Origin of the sequence: Morganella morganii (assembly GCF_019243775.1) — a bacterium.
Classification (GTDB): domain Bacteria; phylum Pseudomonadota; class Gammaproteobacteria; order Enterobacterales; family Enterobacteriaceae; genus Morganella; species Morganella morganii.
In genome coordinates, this window is the sequence record NZ_CP069157.1 from 3,266,686 (window position 1) to 3,285,043 (window position 18,358).

Sequence of the window (18,358 nt, forward strand, 5' to 3'; positions counted from 1 at the left end):
AGTCCCTGATAAATTTAAATACGATTTTTCATTAATGGCCGAGGCCGAGGAACTCAATTATCTGCGGAAAATAGCGCTGAAATCCGGTAAAGGCATGGTTTCCGCCGGGTTCAATCGTCTGTTTGCATGCCACCAGATGGGTGACCGCCTGGCGGTAATCCAGCACTTCATCGCCGGTCTGCTGCAATAACCAGATCAAATCCGGTGATTCGACAGGATCGGCAAAAATCGCCCGTAAATCCTGCATATGATGCGGTTCGAGTGTGTAACGCTCGCCGGTGTAGGGGTTTTGATTTTCCCCGAGATAATCCTGAAGCAGATCAAACGGATATACTGCCGGATTGACCACCACAGCGGGGACATCAAACGCCTGTGACAGCCAGAGGGCAAAATACCCGCCCAGCGATGACCCGACAATTCCGGTGGTCTCACCGGCCAGCGAGTTCATCAGATCTTCCAGAAACAGTGCAGCTTCATCCGGATAACAGGGGAGCTGCGGCTGTAACATCCGGATCGCCGGATGGTGCTCAGCCAGCCACGCTTTCAGCATCGTCCCTTTCTCTGACAACGGGGAACTGTTGAAGCCGTGCAGATAAAGGAGCGTCGCCATCAGTAACCGTCCGAACCCAGGTCGGGGCTGAATTCATCCGTATCCAGCCGGAACAGCTGTGTGGTCAGCGACGGATTATCACCGGTGGTCAGCTCCAGATAACGCCAGCCCGGAGCGGCGGTATCCAGCGTAAAATTGGTGCAGTGCGGTTTGAACTGGACACAGGTCGACGGCGTGGCCAGCATGCGGATACCGTTCCACATCACATCCAGATCCTGATGAATATGCCCGCACAAAATACCTTCAATATTCTGATAGCGGGTCAGAACCTCAGCCAGCATATGCGAGTTGCGCAGACTGTGCTGATCGAGCCAGGTACAGCCGGATGCCAGCGGATGGTGATGCAGCATAACAACAGTATGGCGGTCAGGCTGCTGCGCCAGGCAGTTATCCAGCCAGATAAGCTGATCATCACTCAGTTCGCCGTGCGGCACACTCTGAACCTGACTGTCGAGCAGCAGGATCTGCCACTGATCCCCGAGCAGCACCTGCTTGGAGGGAGAGATACCGGCGGCGGCCAGCTCCTGCGCCATGGACGGCTGGTAATCATGATTCCCCGGCAGCCAGACACACGGCGCCGGTAAACGGGCAATACCGTCCGTAAACCGCTGATAAGCCCGGGTGCTCTGATCCTGAACCAGATCACCGGTGGCAACAATCAGGTCGGCCGGTAACTGCTGTTTTACGATAGCATCCAGCACGGCATGGTAACTGTGCAGGGTATTAATGCCCAGCAGCGTGTCGGTTTCGCCGGCAAAAAGATGCGTATCAGTAATCTGTAAAATTCTGACCGCAGCGCCGTCAGCCACGGGCAAGTGCAACGGGGTTTCCAATCGATGTCCTTGTTATTTTAACAACTAACATATAATGATAACGTGTTTCGGCGGAGAAGATCTGCAATCCCGCACACAATTCCCCGGATGCGTATAAAAAAATCCGGATTATTTATCCCGCCACGTTGTGCGTATACGTTCATAGTGCAGTGTAAGCCACTGAATTGCAATGACAGTTGCTGCGTTATCGATCACACCTTTTTCAACCCATTCATACGCCTGTTCCCGGCTGACCACATGAACACGGATGTCCTCATTCTCCTGCGCCAGCCCGTGAACCCCGCCCGCCGCTGTGGTATCTGCCTCGCCGATATACACATACATCCGCTCGGACGTCCCGCCCGGGCTTGAAAGATAACTCAGTGCAAAGGTACAGCGGCCGATTTTCAGCCCCGCTTCCTCTTCCGCTTCACGCCGTACCACATCTTCAGCGGATTCCCCGCTTTTATCGATCATCCCGGCCACGGCTTCCAGCAGCCAGGGCGTCTGACTGCTTTCGATGGCCGGCAGACGAATCTGTTCAATCAGCACAATTTCATCACGAACCGGGTCATACGGCAAAATCACTCCGGCATTGCCCCGTTCGAAGACCTCGCGGCGGATTTCCGGGCTCCAGCCGCCCTCAAATAACCGGTGACGGAAACGGTATTCATTAATCTTAAAGAATCCTGAAAACAGGGTTTTCTTACTGATTATCTCCACGTCATCGCTGCTGAACTCAAAAGGTAATCCTGATGTGTGTTTCATACTATTTTCTCCGCCAATACATCAATTATCAGTGATAATGGCCTTTTTCCTCTGCTGAGATAAAGAAATTTTCATCCCGTTGAGGTAAAGTTAAGCTAATTTAACGCAGAAGGCACAAACGGCTACCTTTATTAGCGAGCGGACTCTGCTAGAATTAGAGCCATTTGGTGCTTCCCGTGAGGCAACTGACAGATTAGCGCTGTGCAAAAAGGAATCCTAATGAAGAAACTGCTTTCTCTTCTCATTGCTGTGAGTGTGGCAGGTTTCAGCTCTGTCACCCAGGCTGAAGACCTCCTGCAGGTTTATCAAAAAGCGAAAGAGACCAACCCGACCCTCCGTCAGACTCAGGCTGAACGTAACCAGGCTTTCGAAAAAATTAACGAAGCCCGCAGTCCGTTACTGCCGCAGTTAGGTTTAAGCGGGGGTTATGACTATAACACCGGTTACCGTGATAACAGTAACCAGAGCAATAATGCACTGAATGCACAGCTGAAACTGACTCAGACAATTTTTGACATGAGCAAATGGCGTCAGCTGAACCTGCAGGAACAAACTGCCGGGATCAGCGATATCACATTCCAGAGTGCCCAACAGCAGCTGATTGTGGATACCGCCGTTGCTTACTTTAATGTTCTGCGCGCGCTGGATACCCTGTCTTTCGTACAGGCACAGAAAGAAGCCGTCTACCGCCAGCTGGATCAGACCACTCAGCGTTTCAATGTGGGTCTGGTAGCCATTACTGACGTACAAAACGCCCGCGCTAACTACGACAGTGTTCTGGCTCAGGAAGTCGCCGGCCGTAATGATGTCGAAAACGCCATTGAAGCACTGCGTCAGGTGAGCGGTATTTATTACAGCGAATTAGCCTCCCTGGATGTGAACCGCTTTAAAACCAATGCCCCGGATGCCATCGAAGCCCTGCTGAAAGAAGCACAGGAACGTAACCTGAACCTGCTGGGTGCCACACTGAGCCGTAATCTGGCGAAAGAGCAAATCAGCCTGGCGGAATCCGGTCACTATCCGACTGTAAACCTGAGTGCCGGCACAGGCGTAACCAACACCGATTACAGCGGCAACGGCTACCCTAACGGCCGCCCAAATAACAGCTACGCCGGTCAGAGCACCATCGGCGTGAACGTCAGTATCCCGCTGTACACCGGTGGTGCCGTGTCATCACAGGTTGATCAGGCTCAGTACGGCTATACCGCTGCCAGCGAAAAACTGGAAGCGACACTGCGTCAGGTTGTTCAGACCACCCGCTCTTCTTACAACAATATCAACGCCTCAATCAGCAGCGTGAACGCCTACAAACAGGTTGTGACCTCTGCGGAAAGCTCACTCGATGCAACCGAAGCCGGTTATCAGGTGGGTACGCGTACGATTGTGGATGTGCTGAACGCCACCACTACCCTGTATGAAGCGAAGAAAAGTCTGTCCAACGCCCGTTATGACTATCTGATTAACCAGCTTTATATCGGTCAGGCACGCGGTACGCTGAATGAAGACGATATCCTGCGCCTCAACCAGGTGCTGGGTAAAACTATTTCCACATCACCGGCTTCCGTGGCACCGACCACCCGCTGATCCTGATGTTTGTATGATAAGAACCCGCCTTCCGGCGGGTTTTTTTATACTTTTGCTGTTTTTGCGGATAATACTTCTGCCGGGCAGTGAAATATCAGGTTATATACCGGAGGCCGCAATATAATTACACCGGCCGGGCGTATTCCCCCCCGTAAAAATACCGCGATACCGGTATCTTTTTTTTCTGTTAATCTGATTTAATTCACATCAGATGCAAAAAGCAGATTATTGCTTTAATTTCACACAGTTTTCCCCTATCCTAGACAGTAATTACCTCCCATAAAACCGTTTCCGGATATAACGACGATGACAATGAAACGCACCAAGAATATTAACCGCGACGCTTTCCGCAAAACCTGGCGTCAGTACCGCCTGGCACCTGTTGCGGCTGCTGTCGGCGCTGTTCTGATGTTAACCGCCTGCGATGAAGCCGATGAAACCGTTGCGCTCTACACCACCGCAGAGCAGTGCTCCGCCGCGAACCCGTCACAGGCCGGTGAATGTACCACTGCCTATAACAACGCACTGGAAGAAGCAGCAAAAACCGCACCGAAATATGCCACCCGCGAAGACTGCGTGGCGGAATTCGGTGAAGCCCAGTGTACTCAGGCACCAACAGAGCTGGCGAATAACAGCCAGCAGCAGCAACCTGCCCAGGCATCCGGCAGCTTCTGGATGCCGCTGATGGCCGGTTATATGATGGGCCGTATGATGGGCGGCGGTGCCGCTGCTTCTCAGCCGCTGTTCACTTCCCGTAACCCGGCAAGCCCGGCTAACGGCAAGTTTGTTGATGCCACCGGTAAAAACTACGGTTCTGCCACCGGCGGACGCAGCATGACAGTACCGAAAACCGCCATGGCACCAAAACCGGCCACCACAACCACCACAACACGCGGTGGCTTCGGTGACAGCGTGGCGAAACAGAACACCATGCAGCGCTCATCCGGCAGCAGCAATTCATCTTCCCGTTCAATGGGCGGCTGATTTACATGAAACGCGTAGCGATTAGCGAGCGCCCTGACTGGCGCGGGAAAGCCGAGGAATTCGGCTTCCATTTTCATACTATGTACGGCGAGCCGTACTGGTCAGAAGATGCCTGTTATCAGTTTTCTATGGCACAAATCGATGAAATCGAGGAAGTGACCAGCGAACTGCATCAGATGTGTCTTCAGGTGGTGGATAAAGTCACACAAAGTGACGAGCTGATGGCCCGTTTTCAAATCCCGAAACACTGCTGGGATTTCGTGCGTGAGTCATGGGCAACCCGCCAGCCGTCGCTTTATTCACGCCTGGATCTGGCCTATGACGGCGTGAATCCGCCGAAGTTACTGGAAAATAATGCGGATACACCGACATCGCTGTATGAATCCGCTTTCTTCCAGTGGATCTGGCTGGAAGACCAGATTGCCGCCGGTAACCTGCCGGAAAATGCCGATCAGTTCAACGGCATCCAGGAAAAGCTGATTGAGCGTTTCGGGGTGCTGGCGGAAGAGTACGGGTTCCGTTATCTGCACATGGCCTGCTGTCAGGATTCCGTGGAAGATCGCGGTACTATCCAGTATTTGCAGGATTGTGCACAGGAAGCCGGTGTCACCACTGATTTTCTGTTTATCGAAGATATCGGGCTGGGCGATCGCGGTGAGTTTACTGATCTTCAGGATCAGATTATCAGCAACATGTTTAAACTCTATCCGTGGGAATTTATGATGCGGGAGATTTTCTCCACCAAGCTGACAGACGCCGGTGTTCGCTGGCTGGAACCGGCCTGGAAGAGCATTATCTCCAACAAAGCCCTGCTGCCAATGCTGTGGGAAATGTTCCCGGATCACCCGAACCTGCTGCCTGCCTATTTTGCGGATAAACCGTATCCGGAAATGGAGAGCTACGTCATCAAGCCGCTGTTCTCCCGCGAAGGTGCCAATATCCGTATTATCGAAAACGGCAAAGAAATCGCCGCAGCGGACGGCCCTTACGGCGAAGAAGGCATGATTGTCCAGCAGTTCCATTCCCTGCCGAAATTCGGCGACAGCTATACCCTCGTAGGCAGTTGGCTGGTAAATGATGAATCTGCCGGGATCTGCATCCGTGAAGATAAAGAGCTTATCACCCAGGATCTCTCCCGTTTCTATCCGCATGTCATTATTGACTGACGAATAGTCTCTGGCTGATACAAAAATCCCCGGGACATCAGATGTCCCGGGGATTTTTTATGACAAAAGAAATCGTCAGCCGACTTTGACTGTCAGCATACTCAGTGAGCCGGATTCAATACCATCCACCGGTACGGTGACCGGCTCGCTGCCCTGCCGCATACCGAGAATATAGAGCAGCGGCAGATAGTGTTCCGGCGACGGATTCGACCGTTTGCCGTCTTCGCGCTCAAGTGCATTCACCAGCGGATGCGGCCGGGCGTCGCTCTCCAGGTTATCACGCACGAAATTATTAAAGCTCACTGCCCACGGATACGGTTCGGCCTGTGCATTCTGCCAGTCCATTTCTCGCAGATTATGCACCACATTACCACTGCCGAGCACCAGCACACCTTCATCGCGCAGTGCCGCCAGTTTACGGCCGGTATCATAATGCCATTGCGCCGGTTTGCTGCCGTCGAGGCTGAGCTGCACCACCGGGATATCCGCATCCGGATACATTTTCACTAAGATCCCCCAGCTGCCGTGATCTAACCCCCACTCGCCGTGATCTTCCCCGATATTATCATCACTGAGCAGATCTTTTACCCGCGCCACCAGCGCAGATGATCCGGGAGCCGGATATTCCGTTTCATGCAGCGCAGGCGGAAAACCGCGAAAATCATGGATAGTGCGCGGGTGTGCGGCAGATGTCAGCCACGCCCCCTGTGTATACCAGTGCGCGGAAATCACCAGAATGGCGGACGGGCGTGGCATCTGTTCTCCCAGCTGCCGCCAGGTTTCGGTATAACGGTTGGTTTCCAGGACATTCATCGGGCTGCCGTGACCCGCAAACAGAACCGGTAATCGTTTCATTGCTGACCTCACACAAAAATTGTTCACTGAGATCAGTGTATGCCATTCCGGGATTTATCACGCAGGGTAATCATGATGAAGTTATTCAAAAAATATGACAGGAGTGCGGATACAAAAATGCCGCTGTGTCAGCAGCGGCATTCTCAGGATTTCAGTCTTGTTCAGTTACTGACCCTGTCAGTGATGTCAGCCCGCTTTCGCCATTAACTGCTCACGGTACTGCACCAGGTCATCAATAGTCACAACCGGCATATCATGGGCTTTTGCAAACACAATCACTTCCGGTGCACGGGCCATTGAGCCGTCATCGTTGGTCAGTTCACACAGCACACCGTACGGCTTCAGACCGGCGAGTGTCGCCAGGTCAACAGAGGCTTCGGTATGACCGCGGCGGGTTAACACACCACCATTCTGCGCGCGCAGCGGGAATACGTGGCCGGGACGGTTCAGATCCGCCGGAACAGCGCCATCAGCCACCGCAGCGCGGATGGTGGTGACGCGGTCAGCCGCAGATACCCCGGTGGTCACACCGTGAGCGGCTTCAATCGTGACGGTAAAGCCGGTTTTGAACTGGCTGGAGTTGTTCTCCACCATCATCGGCAGCTCAAGCTGCTGACGGCGTTCGTCAGTCAGGCACAGGCACACGATACCGCTGCCGTGACGGATGGTCAGTGCCATCTGCTCAACGGTGATGGTTTCGGCGGCGAACACCATGTCGCCTTCGTTTTCGCGGTTTTCATCATCGAGTACCATTACCCCCCGTCCCTGACGGATAGCTTCAATGGCACGTTCTGCACGTTCAATCGGATTGCCGTAATCTGATAACAGCGTCTGATTCATGGTAAATAAACCTCATCGTAATTAAAAATGATTACCAGAACCAGGGCATCTTAGGAGTTGCATACATATCATAACGCCATGTCATAAAACCATGCCGCAACAGGTTTTTACCTGTGCAGATAATTGATGATATGCGATCGGACGGGCGGATATTGCCCGGCTGATGCTGACTCTCTCCCATCCGGACTATAACCGTCGGCCCCGGAATTACACCGGATCTGCTGACCTTCACCGTAGTGAAGCGCTCGCGGGCTTCATTCGCAATGGAATGTTTACCGCCGGTGGGGACTTTCACCCCGCCCTGAGATAGCAGAGTTACTATACCCCCAACGAGTGAGCCCGGCCAGTGGTTATTTTTACCGGGGGCTCAAAATGAGAACTCAGACTGGTTCAGAATCCCGTAACAGGTTACTATTTGCGGCATAACGATCCTCCGGCTCAGAAAGGAAAAATCATGATTGACCCGAAAAAAATTGAACAGATTGCCACACAGCTGCAAAGCGCGCTGCCGAAAGGTGTGCGGGAGATCGGAGCGGATATCGATAAAAAGATGCGTGCCATTTTACAGTCACAGCTCGGCAAGCTGGATTTAGTCAACCGCGAAGAGTTTGATGTGCAGACTCAGGTGCTGCTGCGCACCCGCGAAAAACTGTCGCAGATGGAAAAACGTCTGGCAGAGCTGGAAGCGCGCCTGGCGGAAAAAGGCGGCGAGTAATGACAACAGGAGATACGCCGTGCGTATCTCCTGCATAATCAGCCGGTTACTTTGATTTATTGATCGTATTGATGATATTGGTGGTGGAAATGCCATCCTCAAAATTGAGGACTTTCACTTCCCCGCCTGCGGCCCACACTTCCTCACTGCCGGCGATCTCTTCCGGACGGTAATCCCCGCCCTTAACCAGCACATCCGGCAGAACAGAAGCGATCAGACGCTGCGGCGTATCTTCCTCAAACGGCACCACCCAGTCCACGGCACCCAGCGCACCGAGTACAATCATCCGCTGATCCAGCGGGTTGACCGGACGGCTTTCGCCTTTCAGACGTTTGGTGGAAGCATCACTGTTTACCGCCACAATCAGGCGGTCACCCAGTTTGCGGGCGTTGGCAAGATAAGAGACGTGTCCGGCGTGCAGAATGTCGAAACAGCCGTTGGTCATCACCACTTTCTCGCCGCGCTGACGGGCATCCGCCACCGCCTGATGCAGCTCTGCTTCGGTCATCACACCAAAGCCGTTATCGCTGCGGCCGCGTACGGCATTTTCCAGTTCAACCGGCGATACGGTGGATGTCCCCAGCTTACCGACCACCACACCTGCAGCGGCATTGGCCAGCGCACAGGATTCGTCCAGGGTTTTCCCGGCGGCCAGCGAGGTTGCCAGCACACCGATTACCGTGTCCCCGGCACCGGTCACATCAAACACTTCCTGCGCCTGTGTCGGCAGATGCAGGGCAGGCTGTCCCGGACGCAGCAGGCTCATGCCCTGCTCGGAGCGGGTCACCAGCAGTGCCTGCAAATCGAAATCACGGATAACTTTCAGGCCTTTTTCTTCGATATCCGCATTATCGGTGCATTTCCCGGCCACAGCCTCAAACTCTGACATATTCGGCGTCAGTAAGGTTGCGCCGCGATAACGGGCAAAATCGGTGCCTTTCGGGTCGATCAGAATCGGTACACCGGATTTGCGGGCCAGCGCGATCATCTCTTCCACATGCGCCAGTGCGCCTTTGGCGTAATCAGACAGCACCAGCGCGCCGATGTGCGGCAGCGCCTGTGCGATACGCTCAAGCATCGGCTGCGGATCTACATCCGAAAAACCTTCTTCAAAATCCAGGCGGATCAGCTGCTGGCTGCGGGATAACACGCGCAGCTTGGTGATCGTCGGGTGTGTCGGCAGGCCGACAAAATCACAGCGGACTTTCACATCATTCAGGCGCTCGGTCAGTGCACGGGCGGCGTCATCAATACCGGTCAGCCCCACGAGGCGGGAATTTGCCCCCAGAGACGCGATATTCATGGCCACGTTTGCCGCACCGCCGGGACGCTCTTCAATTTCAGTGACTTTCACCACCGGTACCGGGGCTTCCGGGGAGATCCGGCTGGTCGGCCCGTGCCAGTAACGGTCTAACATCACATCACCGACGACTAAAACTGCGGCATTCTGAAAATCCGGGAGTGTTACTTTCATTCCCTGCTCCACCTTATGAATAACGAAATTATTGCTGATAATATCACAAACTGGCCGCCGGACAGAAAATCCGCGTGCGGCAACCGGTGCTTATTCCCCGAGCCAGTGCTGCCAGCGGGCGCGGACAAATTCGCGCTCAGCGGCAAATTCCGTCAGCGGCACCACGCCGGATTTATCCTGCAAAGAAAGATGATGCAGCCTGTCGCGCATCATAATATAGGCCGCAGTCAGCCGCAGTGACTCCTCTTCCGGCATCACATCATAATTAGCCATCAGCTCAAAAATCCGGACATTATCAGACCAGCGGATCAGCGCTTTATTCTCCGGTGCAAAACGCAGTACCAGATACTGAGCGATAAATTCAATGTCCGTGATCCCGCCCGGATCAGTTTTGATGTTAAACACGCTGTCATCACGGCTGCCGAGATGCTGATACATTTTTTCGCGCATCTCACGGACATCCAGTTTCAACTGTGCGTTATCACGCTGACGGCACAGAATATCGCGGCGGATGCTGTCAAAACGGGCAGCAATCGCCTCATCTCCGTACACCTGACGGGCACGGATCAGCGCCTGATGCTCCCAGGTCCAGGCGCTGTTCTGCTGGTAATCCGCAAATGCCTCCAGCGTGCTGACCAGCATCCCGGCTTCCCCGGATGGCCGCAGACGGGCATCCACCTCATACAGCACGCCGGATGATGTGCGGGTGCTGAACAGATGCATAATGCGCTGCGCCAGCCGCAGATAGAACTGCCGCGCGTCGATTTCACGCGGGCCGGTGGTTTGTGTGCCTTCCGGGCAATCCAGCAAAAACACCAGGTCGAGATCAGAACTGTAGCCCAGCTCCCAGCCGCCCAGCTTGCCGTAGCCGATCACCGCAAAGCCTTTGTCCCCGTCGCGGGTCAGATGTGCAGGTTCACCATAACGTCTGACCATCTGCCCCCACGCCTGCTGCACCACAGCACCGATCATCGCTTCTGCCAGCCAGGTAAGGTGATCACTCACTTTCATTACCGGCAGCACGCCGGTGATATCTTCCGCCGCGATCCGCAACAACTGCGCCTGCTTAAACTGACGCAGTGCCTCAAGCTGCTGCTCCTCATCGTCTTCCGGAACCCGCATCAGATACTGACGCAGCTCATCGCGGTACGCATTCAGTGGCAGCGGCTGGTAGAGTGAGGCCGGATCCAGCAGCTCATCAAGCAGCAGCGGATGGCGTGCCAGTTGCACGGCAATCATCGGGGATGCCGCACACAACCGCACCACATGGGTCAGTACCACATCGGATTCCAGCAGCAGCTCCAGATAGGTGGTCCGGCTGACAATGCTGAGCAGCAGCGGTGTCAGGCGCTGCAACACCCGCTGTGCATCCGGTTGTGATACCAGTTTCGCCAGCAGTTTGGGCAGCAGGTGGTCCAGCACATCCCGTCCGCGCGGCCCGATGGTCCGTTTGCCGAGATCCTGCCGGAACCCCTGTAAGCCGGTAAGAAACTGTGCGGCATCATCTTCATTCAGGGAAAACAGTGACGTGATATCAGTCAGTTCCGGCTCACTCTCCCACAGCGAGATAAACGGCTGTAAGGCGGTTTCATCCTCACTTTCCTCATCATCCTCACCGATAAGATCGGTAAAAATCTGGTGCACTGCCACCATTTTACTGTTCAGCACCGTTTCCAGATCCACCCACAAGGCGGCATCCATCCCCTGCGCCAGCCGCGCCTGATCCAGCGGTGAATCCGGCAGCGTCTGTGTCTGGCTGTCATTAATGGCCTGCAGCAGATTTTCCAGCCGCCGCAGATACGCGTAAGCATCCAGCAACTGCGCGACCTGCTCCTCACCGAGCAGCCCCAGACGGGCAATTTCCGCCAGTGCCGCATGCAGGGATTGTGTCTGTAATCCCGGCTCACGTCCGCCGCGGATCAGCTGAAAGACCTGAGTGATAAATTCCACTTCCCGGATGCCCCCGGCACCGAGTTTAATATTGTTGGTCAGCCCGCGCCGCCGGACTTCGCGGCCAATCATACCTTTCATATTGCGCAGAGACTGGATCACACTGAAATCGATATAGCGGCGGTAAACAAACGGACGCAGCATCCGGCGCAGCGTCTCACTGTAAGCAGAATCATCACGACCGAGGATACGCGCTTTGACCATCGCATAACGCTCCCAGTCGCGTCCCTGCTCCTGATAATAATCTTCCAGGGCGGAGAAGCTGAACACCAGCGGCCCGCTGTCGCCGAACGGCCGCAGGCGCATATCCACGCGGTAGACGAAACCGTCCGCCGTGGCGTGATCCAGCATTCTGATAATTTTTTGTCCCAGGCGGGTAAAGAACTGCGCGTTTTCCAGCTCGCGGCGGCCACCTTGTGTGACACCGTTTTCCGGATAAGCAAAAATAAGATCGATATCGGAGGAGAAATTCAGCTCGCCGCCGCCCAGTTTCCCCATCCCGAGGATCAGAAGCGGCATTGCGCTGCCGTCTGCCGAGCAGGGTGTGCCCCAGTCCGCACAACAGCGCTGATAAAGCCAGTCACGGGCGGCGATAATCAGCACTTCCGCCAGTTCACTGAGCTGACGCAGCGTCTCTTCTGTCGTGCTCCGGCGCAGGATCTGCATGACGGCAATGCGCATCAGCATCTGATAACGGAACAGGCGCAGCACCCGCATCACATCCTCTTCCTGTGCGGCATCCGCCATCATCTCCGTCAGGCGGGCGGCATAATCCTGCCATTCATCCGGCTGCGGTGGTGTATTGCGGAGGGCGGAGAGCCAGTCCGGGTGGCGGATACACTGCTCTGCCACAAAATCACTGCCGGCAAAAATCAGCGCTTCCTGTTCAGAGTAAGGCACCAGTCCGGTATCAAGCCGGGCGGTTACCCGCTCAGCAGCTTGCCGGAGTATCGGGGTCAGCGGCAGCATCAATGTTCCTTTTGTTATCAGATTCACATAACAGCTCAACACCCGGTTACGGCATGGCAGGCGCCGCCATCCACAGTGCGAAAACCCATTGCGTGAAAGCCAGTTTACACTGCAACCATACCGGACTGAAACAGACATCCGCAGATTTTGCATCCGCTTCCGCCAGTGACGATGCCACCTCCGGCAGCGGACAGTCACGGACGAAATCAGGCACCGCGCCGGGATAGTGGTCTGCCAGTGTCAGCAGCAGAGAAAGGGTTTGCTGCAATGCCGGTAATGCACCGTCCGCATCCAGCAGCCAGGCTTCTTCCAGGCTCTGCCACTGTTTGATCAGACGGACAACCACATCGGTCAGCGGGGTCTGCGGATCCCACGCTGTGAACAGTTCAGGCAGTTTCGGTACCGGTGCGCCCTGTGCCAGCCAGTAGCCGCGTGCCGCTTTGCTGCGCCCGGCAAGGCGCAGCCCCGGCAATTCCGCCAGAGCTTTGGCAGCTGTCAGCAAATCAGCGGCTGTACCTTCTTTCAGTTCCATCTCAAATTCGCAAATCGGACATTCTGCCTCACCGGCAACCACACTGCCCTGATCCAGCACCGCTTCCACCACACTGTGATTGACTGTCAGCAGCCACTTTTCACGGGCGAAATCCGTGGTAAAACGAGCCTGCAGTGATGATTGCAGCGCCGCGACATCCGTTTCCGGCGGCCAGACATCAGCAGGCAGTGCCGCTAAATCCAGTTCCGGGCGGGAGAGCGGAATATTATATTCAGGACGCTGATGTAAACCGCCGATATCATTTCCGGCCGTTTTCAGGGTCATTTCATATTCGGTATCACATCCCCGGATCCGCAACCCCATATCCCACTGCCGCAGTGTGTCGTCAGCTGTTTCAAAATAGCTGTTGGTCAGGCGGACAGCACGGAAATGCTGATGAGGAAAGGCGGTCAGCGCGGCGATCACCGCCGTGATGGCTTCCGGTTTTACCGCAAATTTCAGTTCTGTTTCGTAATCGCTCATAGACATTCCCGTAATCTTATACCGTTATTTATCGTCAGTCTGACCCTGCATTCGTGATAAAGATGACACTAATTTGTTATAAACAGCCGGATTTTTCGCTGTTTATCCACTTTATCCCGTCATTTATTCCGTTGTTAAGAGTAATCTCATGGCTGTTTAACGTTTGCACCCGCACACTTAACTCATTAGTATGCTATTCATAACCAACGATTGATAAAGCTTATGACGATGAAAAAACTCGCCTTACTCCCTTTGCTGTTTGCAGCAACCGTCAGCATTACCGCCCATGCTGAAGAAATCCGTTATGTCTCTGATGACCTCTCCACCTATGTTCACAGCGGCCCGAGCAACCGCTATCGCATTGCCGGTTCACTCAATTCCGGAGAAAAAGTCACCGTTCTTGATGTGAATAATGAGAGCGGTTTTGTCCGTGTCCGTGACAGCAAAAACCGTGATGTCTGGTTACCGAAAGAGCTGCTGAGCACCACGCCGAGCCTGAAAGAACGCGTACCGGCCATGGAAGAAGAAATTAAAACCCTGCGCGGCAAACTCGCCAATATCGACGGCACCTGGAACGACAAAACGGCGGACATGCAAAACCGTGTGGCCGCCAGTGATGATATCATCAATAACCTGAAAAAAGAGAATGACAGCCTGCGTAATCAGGTTGTGGTCGCAAAGAAAAAACTGGATGCCATCAGTGTGCAGCTGGATGACAAACAACGCGATATTATCCTGCAATGGTTTATGTACGGCGGCGGTGTAGCCGGTGCCGGTCTGCTGCTGGGTCTGCTGCTCCCGCATATGATCCCGCGCCGCAAGAAAAAAGATCGCTGGATGAACTGAGCCTCACAGTAACCGCAGTACGGAGAAAAGCGTGGATATTTATCTGGTCGGCGGCGCAGTCCGCGATGCCCTGCTGGGTCTGCCTGTCTCGGACAGAGACTGGGTGGTTGTCGGTGCCACCCCGGAAATGATGCTGGCGCGCGGCTATCAGCAGGTCGGGCGTGATTTCCCGGTATTTCTCCATCCGGATACCCGGGAGGAGTATGCGCTGGCCCGGACAGAGCGGAAAACCGGGGCCGGATATACCGGGTTTGCCTGTTACAGTGCGCCGGATGTCACGCTGGAAGATGATTTACAGCGCCGGGATCTGACCATCAATGCCATTGCCCAATCAGTTGATGGCACACTGCATGACCCGTATCACGGGGCGGATGACCTGAAAAACCGGGTGCTCCGCCATGTTTCTGCGGCGTTTACGGAAGATCCGCTGCGCGTGCTGCGCGTGGCACGCTTTGCTGCCCGTTTCGCCCCGCAGGGATTTGTTATTGCACCGGAAACCCTGGCGCTGATGTCTGCTATCACGCAGCAGGGAGAGCTTGCCCATCTGACGGCGGAGCGGGTCTGGAAAGAGACAGAAAAAGCCCTGAACAGCCCGTGCCCGGATATCTATTTTGCGGTACTGCGTGATTGCGGTGCGCTGGCAGTGCTGTTTCCGGAGCTGGAAGCCCTGTTCAGCGCCACTGACGGGCAGACAGGCTATGACATCCTGTCCGCCGCACTCCTGCGCCGGACAGTGCTTCTGACTGACAGTACAGATATCCGCTTTGCTGCGCTGTGTCTTTACCTGAGCTGTCACAGTACCGCAGAGGGAACCGCCGCAATTCAGAAGATGTCTGAGCGCCTGCGGGTGCCGAACCCGGCACGGGATCTGGCTCTGCTTGCCACCCGTGATTACCGGACTGTTCATGACATCAGCCATCTGGCCGCAGACGATATCATTGCCCTGTTTGATTCACTGGATGCCTGGCGCAAGCCGGAGCGCATCACTCAGTTGGCTATCCTTTGTGAAGCGGATTACCGCAGCCGGATAGCACCGGATGCAGCAGATTATCCGCAGGGGCAGTTACTGGCTGAGGCCTTCGCGCTTGCACAGCTGGTTGCCGTCAAACCGGTGATTGAGGCCGGTTTTAAAGGCGCGGACATCAAAGCGGAACTCACCCGCCGCCGCGCTGAGGCCATCAGAGTGTGGCAACAAAAAAGCCGTTCATCATGAACGGCTTTTTTCATTTCAGGCTGCGGATGATTATTTCTCCGCCGACTCCATACCCACTAACCCGACTTTCAGATATCCCGCTTTGCGCAGAGCATCCATAATGCCCATCAGCGTTTCATAATCGACTGTTTTATCTGCCTGGAAGAAGATCGTGGTTTCCTTATTGGATTCCGTGGTCTGATCCAGGATCTGAGCCAGTGTTTCTTTTGTGACTTCCTGCTCGCCCACCAGCAGCTGGTTATCTGCTTTCACCGTCAGGAAGACCGGTTTTTCCGGACGCGGCTGTGGTTTTGCCGTTGAGGCCGGCAGATTCACTTTAATATCAACGGTCGCCAGCGGTGCGGCCACCATAAAGATGATCAGCAGAACCAACATCACATCAATAAAAGGTGTGACGTTAATTTCATGCAATTCGCCGCTGTCATCCGACTCTTCGTTAAGACGCATTGCCATCAGATATTACCCTGCTTTGCTGTCTGCCAGGTCGAGATCACGGCCCAGCCATAAAATAGTGTGTGCTGCGGTATCACCCAGGTCACCACGGTAAGCGGAAATCATACGGGCAAAGATGTTGTAGATAACGACCGCAGGAATTGCCGCGACCAGACCCAGTGCCGTTGCCAGCAGTGCTTCTGCAATCCCGGGGGCCACAACCGCGAGGTTGGTGGTCTGTGAGTGAGCGATACCGATAAAGCTGTTCATGATACCCCATACGGTACCAAACAGGCCGACAAACGGTGAAATAGCCCCGATAGTGGCCAGATAGCCGTTACCGCGTCCCATATGACGGGCAACACCGGCAACGATACGCTCCTGACGGAATGTCACACGGTCTTTGATGCCGCTCAGATCACGGCTTTTTTCTGATGCAGTCCGCTCATTGACGGCATCAAGCACCAACATCCGGGTGACGCTCTTTTTCCCGAATGTATCGGCGATGGCAGCTGCTTCATCCAGCGAGCGGGCATCTTTGATTGCTGCCGCTTCACGGCGGATACGGCGGCGGGAAGCGATAAGATCCGCGCCCTTGGCAAAGAAAATGGACCAGGTAATCACTGAGGCGATAATAAGGCCGATCATAACCGACTTAACGATAACATCCGCGCCCTGATACATGGAAATCACGGACAATTCCGCCGCAAAGCCACGGTTACCGTCTGCCGGTGCTGCGCTGATTTCCTGAACAGGAACCTCTGTCGCGGATACCGGGGCCGCCGGTTGTTCAGGCGTCTGAGCAGGCTGACCGGCGGTTGCTGCCGGCGCGGTGACAGGTGTTGTTGTCGCTGGTGTGACAGCTGCAGTGTTATCTGCGAATGCACTGCCGGTTAAACATAATGCCAATAGCACAGAAACGGTCAAATTACGCATCAGTTGGCCTTCAACTCTCTTTTGTTATGAACTCTTTCTCAGCAAAAAATAAATCGTGTTATTCATCGCTACCCAAAAAACGAAACCCGCTGATCATACCAAACCCTGAGCAATTTGATAGTAATTATCATTACCGTTTACCAAAAAAATGCGATTCCGGCGGAAAATTTCACACGGAATGCTAAGGGTTTTCAGTCATCCGTCCGGGATCACCACAGATAAAACGCACAAAAAATGCCCACAGAGACATGATTCACCAACCTCCCTTTATACCGTCAGTGAATCGGAAGAAAAACCCGATCAAATCAAACGGGTGAGCAATTTTTGCGATACACTGTCTGTACCGTTGTTCCGGATCTCGTTTTACAGGAAATCTAATGTCTAGTTTATCAGAGATTGTGAGTGCGCTCTGGTCTCACGATTTTGCCACACTCTCTAATCCCGAAGTCCTCTGGCTGGTTTACGCTATCCTCTTCACCGTTATTGTGCTGGAGAACGGCATTCTGCCCACCGCGTTTCTGCCCGGGGATACCCTGCTTATTTTGTCAGGCGCACTGATTGCGAAGGGCGTGATGGATTTCCTGCCGACACTGGCTATTCTGACCGCCGCCGCCGGTATCGGCAGCTGGCTGGGTTTTGTTCAGGGGCGCTGGCTGAGTGATACCAAAACCGTCAGGCGCTGGATGACGCAGATCCCGAAAAATTACCATCAGAAAGCCGAAGTGCTGTTTAACCGCCACGGCCTGTATGCCCTGCTGATCGGTCGTTTTCTCGGTTTTGTCCGTACTCTGCTGCCGATGCTGGCAGGTCTCTCCTCGCTGCCGAACCGCCGTTTCCAGTTCTTTAACTGGCTGAGCGGATTCCTCTGGGTGGCGATTATTACCACCTTCGGTTATGTGCTCAATCAGATCCCGTTTGTCAAAGCACACGAAAAAACGGTAATGACCGCACTGCTGCTGATCCCGGTCTTTTTCCTGATTGTCGGTATCGTGGCATCCCTGTATCTGCTCATCCGACACTACCGCAGACGCCGCGCCCTGCTTAACCGCAGACGCCACCGCGTCCATAAGAAATAAGATAAGGGCTCCTGCGGGAGCCTTTTTGCTGCCGGTGTGCCGGAAAGCACAATCCGGTTCGCCACCACGCCTGCCCTGATTTACACTACACTTAATGGTTATCCGCTTCATTT

The 18,358-nt window shown here is 54.4% G+C and carries 17 protein-coding genes and 1 riboswitch; of the genes, 7 read left to right on the forward strand and 10 right to left on the reverse strand.

Annotated elements, in window-relative coordinates; genetic code table 11:
- Nucleotides 1-31: 31 nt before the first annotated feature.
- From yqiA to nudF, 3 genes are all read right to left on the reverse strand, one after another.
- Entirely contained in the window at nt 32-610 is a 579-nt protein-coding gene (gene yqiA, locus JL661_RS15620) for an esterase YqiA (RefSeq protein WP_046024409.1), read from the reverse strand.
- Complete coding sequence (cpdA, locus tag JL661_RS15625) at nt 610-1,443, reverse strand: 3',5'-cyclic-AMP phosphodiesterase (protein ID WP_004242163.1); 834 nt, start codon at nt 1,441-1,443, stop codon at nt 610-612. The genes yqiA and cpdA overlap by 1 nt, the downstream gene beginning before the upstream one ends.
- Before the next feature lie 108 nt (nt 1,444-1,551).
- A complete protein-coding gene (nudF, locus tag JL661_RS15630; RefSeq protein WP_049245657.1) occupies nt 1,552-2,190 on the reverse strand; it encodes an ADP-ribose diphosphatase in 639 nt (212 codons plus the stop codon).
- 219 nt (nt 2,191-2,409) lie between these two features.
- Between nudF and tolC the strand changes: the two genes are divergently transcribed.
- The 3 genes from tolC to JL661_RS15645 all read left to right on the forward strand — a co-directional run bounded on the left by tolC (nt 2,410) and on the right by JL661_RS15645 (nt 5,924).
- Nucleotides 2,410-3,774 (forward strand): outer membrane channel protein TolC, encoded by a 1,365-nt coding sequence (gene tolC / locus JL661_RS15635; RefSeq protein ID WP_004237157.1) that lies wholly within the window; start codon nt 2,410-2,412, stop codon nt 3,772-3,774.
- Between the two features lie 306 nt (nt 3,775-4,080).
- The gene (locus JL661_RS15640) at nt 4,081-4,758 is read left to right on the forward strand and encodes a DUF1190 family protein (RefSeq protein WP_004242161.1); all 678 of its coding nucleotides are present in this window, start codon (nt 4,081-4,083) and stop codon (nt 4,756-4,758) included.
- A 5-nt stretch (nt 4,759-4,763) separates the two neighbouring features.
- Nucleotides 4,764-5,924: a glutathionylspermidine synthase family protein gene (locus JL661_RS15645; RefSeq protein WP_004242160.1), complete on the forward strand. Its 1,161-nt coding sequence runs from the start codon at nt 4,764-4,766 to the stop codon at nt 5,922-5,924.
- 75 nt (nt 5,925-5,999) lie between these two features.
- Here the strand turns inward: JL661_RS15645 and ygiD are convergent, their stop codons facing one another.
- Both ygiD and ribB read right to left on the reverse strand, forming a co-directional pair.
- On the reverse strand, nt 6,000-6,779 hold the full coding sequence (ygiD, locus tag JL661_RS15650; protein WP_062773187.1) for a 4,5-DOPA-extradiol-dioxygenase: 780 nt from the start codon (nt 6,777-6,779) through the stop codon (nt 6,000-6,002).
- A 186-nt stretch (nt 6,780-6,965) separates the two neighbouring features.
- Nucleotides 6,966-7,619, reverse strand: coding sequence for a 3,4-dihydroxy-2-butanone-4-phosphate synthase (gene ribB / locus JL661_RS15655; RefSeq protein ID WP_004237153.1), 654 nt, complete (start codon nt 7,617-7,619; stop codon nt 6,966-6,968).
- A gap of 167 nt (nt 7,620-7,786) precedes the next feature.
- Nucleotides 7,787-7,932: riboswitch (FMN riboswitch) on the reverse strand.
- A gap of 141 nt (nt 7,933-8,073) precedes the next feature.
- On the opposite strand from ribB, the gene ubiK reads away from it, so the two are divergent.
- Nucleotides 8,074-8,334 carry a ubiquinone biosynthesis accessory factor UbiK gene (gene ubiK / locus JL661_RS15660; protein ID WP_004242156.1) on the forward strand — a complete coding sequence of 87 codons (261 nt, stop codon included), beginning with the start codon at nt 8,074-8,076 and terminating at the stop codon, nt 8,332-8,334.
- 46 nt (nt 8,335-8,380) lie between these two features.
- Here the strand turns inward: ubiK and hldE are convergent, their stop codons facing one another.
- The 3 genes from hldE to JL661_RS15675 all read right to left on the reverse strand — a co-directional run bounded on the left by hldE (nt 8,381) and on the right by JL661_RS15675 (nt 13,742).
- Nucleotides 8,381-9,808: a bifunctional D-glycero-beta-D-manno-heptose-7-phosphate kinase/D-glycero-beta-D-manno-heptose 1-phosphate adenylyltransferase HldE gene (gene hldE / locus JL661_RS15665; protein WP_004237151.1), complete on the reverse strand. Its 1,428-nt coding sequence runs from the start codon at nt 9,806-9,808 to the stop codon at nt 8,381-8,383.
- A gap of 90 nt (nt 9,809-9,898) precedes the next feature.
- On the reverse strand, nt 9,899-12,727 hold the full coding sequence (glnE, locus tag JL661_RS15670) for a bifunctional [glutamate--ammonia ligase]-adenylyl-L-tyrosine phosphorylase/[glutamate--ammonia-ligase] adenylyltransferase (RefSeq protein ID WP_062773184.1): 2,829 nt from the start codon (nt 12,725-12,727) through the stop codon (nt 9,899-9,901).
- Between the two features lie 46 nt (nt 12,728-12,773).
- Nucleotides 12,774-13,742, reverse strand: a complete 969-nt coding sequence (locus JL661_RS15675; protein WP_015422446.1) for a CYTH domain-containing protein — start codon at nt 13,740-13,742, stop codon at nt 12,774-12,776.
- A gap of 228 nt (nt 13,743-13,970) precedes the next feature.
- On the opposite strand from JL661_RS15675, the gene JL661_RS15680 reads away from it, so the two are divergent.
- Together JL661_RS15680 and JL661_RS15685 are read left to right on the forward strand one after the other, a co-directional pair.
- The gene (locus JL661_RS15680; protein WP_024474998.1) at nt 13,971-14,588 is read left to right on the forward strand and encodes a TIGR04211 family SH3 domain-containing protein; all 618 of its coding nucleotides are present in this window, start codon (nt 13,971-13,973) and stop codon (nt 14,586-14,588) included.
- A 31-nt stretch (nt 14,589-14,619) separates the two neighbouring features.
- Nucleotides 14,620-15,801, forward strand: coding sequence for a multifunctional CCA addition/repair protein (locus tag JL661_RS15685; RefSeq protein ID WP_062773181.1), 1,182 nt, complete (start codon nt 14,620-14,622; stop codon nt 15,799-15,801).
- 30 nt (nt 15,802-15,831) lie between these two features.
- Here JL661_RS15685 and exbD read toward each other — a convergent pair whose 3' ends face one another.
- Both exbD and exbB read right to left on the reverse strand, forming a co-directional pair.
- Nucleotides 15,832-16,254, reverse strand: a complete 423-nt coding sequence (gene exbD / locus JL661_RS15690; RefSeq protein WP_004237145.1) for a TonB system transport protein ExbD — start codon at nt 16,252-16,254, stop codon at nt 15,832-15,834.
- 6 nt (nt 16,255-16,260) lie between these two features.
- Nucleotides 16,261-17,169, reverse strand: a complete 909-nt coding sequence (gene exbB, locus JL661_RS15695) for a tonB-system energizer ExbB (RefSeq protein ID WP_032098749.1) — start codon at nt 17,167-17,169, stop codon at nt 16,261-16,263.
- A 377-nt stretch (nt 17,170-17,546) separates the two neighbouring features.
- Between exbB and JL661_RS15700 the strand changes: the two genes are divergently transcribed.
- Nucleotides 17,547-18,245, forward strand: a complete 699-nt coding sequence (locus JL661_RS15700; RefSeq protein ID WP_004237143.1) for a DedA family protein — start codon at nt 17,547-17,549, stop codon at nt 18,243-18,245.
- Nucleotides 18,246-18,358 lie beyond the last annotated feature (113 nt).

Bases quoted from the DNA above. Each gene is read 5' to 3' on its own strand.
- yqiA (WP_046024409.1), bottom strand. From the start codon at position 610: ATGGCGACGCTCCTTTATCTGCACGGCTTCAACAGTTCCCCGTTGTCA.
- nudF (WP_049245657.1), bottom strand. From the start codon at position 2,190: ATGAAACACACATCAGGATTACCTTTTGAGTTCAGCAGCGATGACGTG.
- tolC (WP_004237157.1), top strand. From the start codon at position 2,410: ATGAAGAAACTGCTTTCTCTTCTCATTGCTGTGAGTGTGGCAGGTTTC.
- JL661_RS15640 (WP_004242161.1), top strand. From the start codon at position 4,081: ATGACAATGAAACGCACCAAGAATATTAACCGCGACGCTTTCCGCAAA.
- JL661_RS15645 (WP_004242160.1), top strand. From the start codon at position 4,764: ATGAAACGCGTAGCGATTAGCGAGCGCCCTGACTGGCGCGGGAAAGCC.
- ygiD (WP_062773187.1), bottom strand. From the start codon at position 6,779: ATGAAACGATTACCGGTTCTGTTTGCGGGTCACGGCAGCCCGATGAAT.
- ribB (WP_004237153.1), bottom strand. From the start codon at position 7,619: ATGAATCAGACGCTGTTATCAGATTACGGCAATCCGATTGAACGTGCA.
- ubiK (WP_004242156.1), top strand. From the start codon at position 8,074: ATGATTGACCCGAAAAAAATTGAACAGATTGCCACACAGCTGCAAAGC.
- hldE (WP_004237151.1), bottom strand. From the start codon at position 9,808: ATGAAAGTAACACTCCCGGATTTTCAGAATGCCGCAGTTTTAGTCGTC.
- glnE (WP_062773184.1), bottom strand. From the start codon at position 12,727: ATGCTGCCGCTGACCCCGATACTCCGGCAAGCTGCTGAGCGGGTAACC.
- JL661_RS15675 (WP_015422446.1), bottom strand. From the start codon at position 13,742: ATGAGCGATTACGAAACAGAACTGAAATTTGCGGTAAAACCGGAAGCC.
- JL661_RS15680 (WP_024474998.1), top strand. From the start codon at position 13,971: ATGAAAAAACTCGCCTTACTCCCTTTGCTGTTTGCAGCAACCGTCAGC.
- exbD (WP_004237145.1), bottom strand. From the start codon at position 16,254: ATGGCAATGCGTCTTAACGAAGAGTCGGATGACAGCGGCGAATTGCAT.
- exbB (WP_032098749.1), bottom strand. From the start codon at position 17,169: ATGCGTAATTTGACCGTTTCTGTGCTATTGGCATTATGTTTAACCGGC.
- JL661_RS15700 (WP_004237143.1), top strand. From the start codon at position 17,547: ATGTCTAGTTTATCAGAGATTGTGAGTGCGCTCTGGTCTCACGATTTT.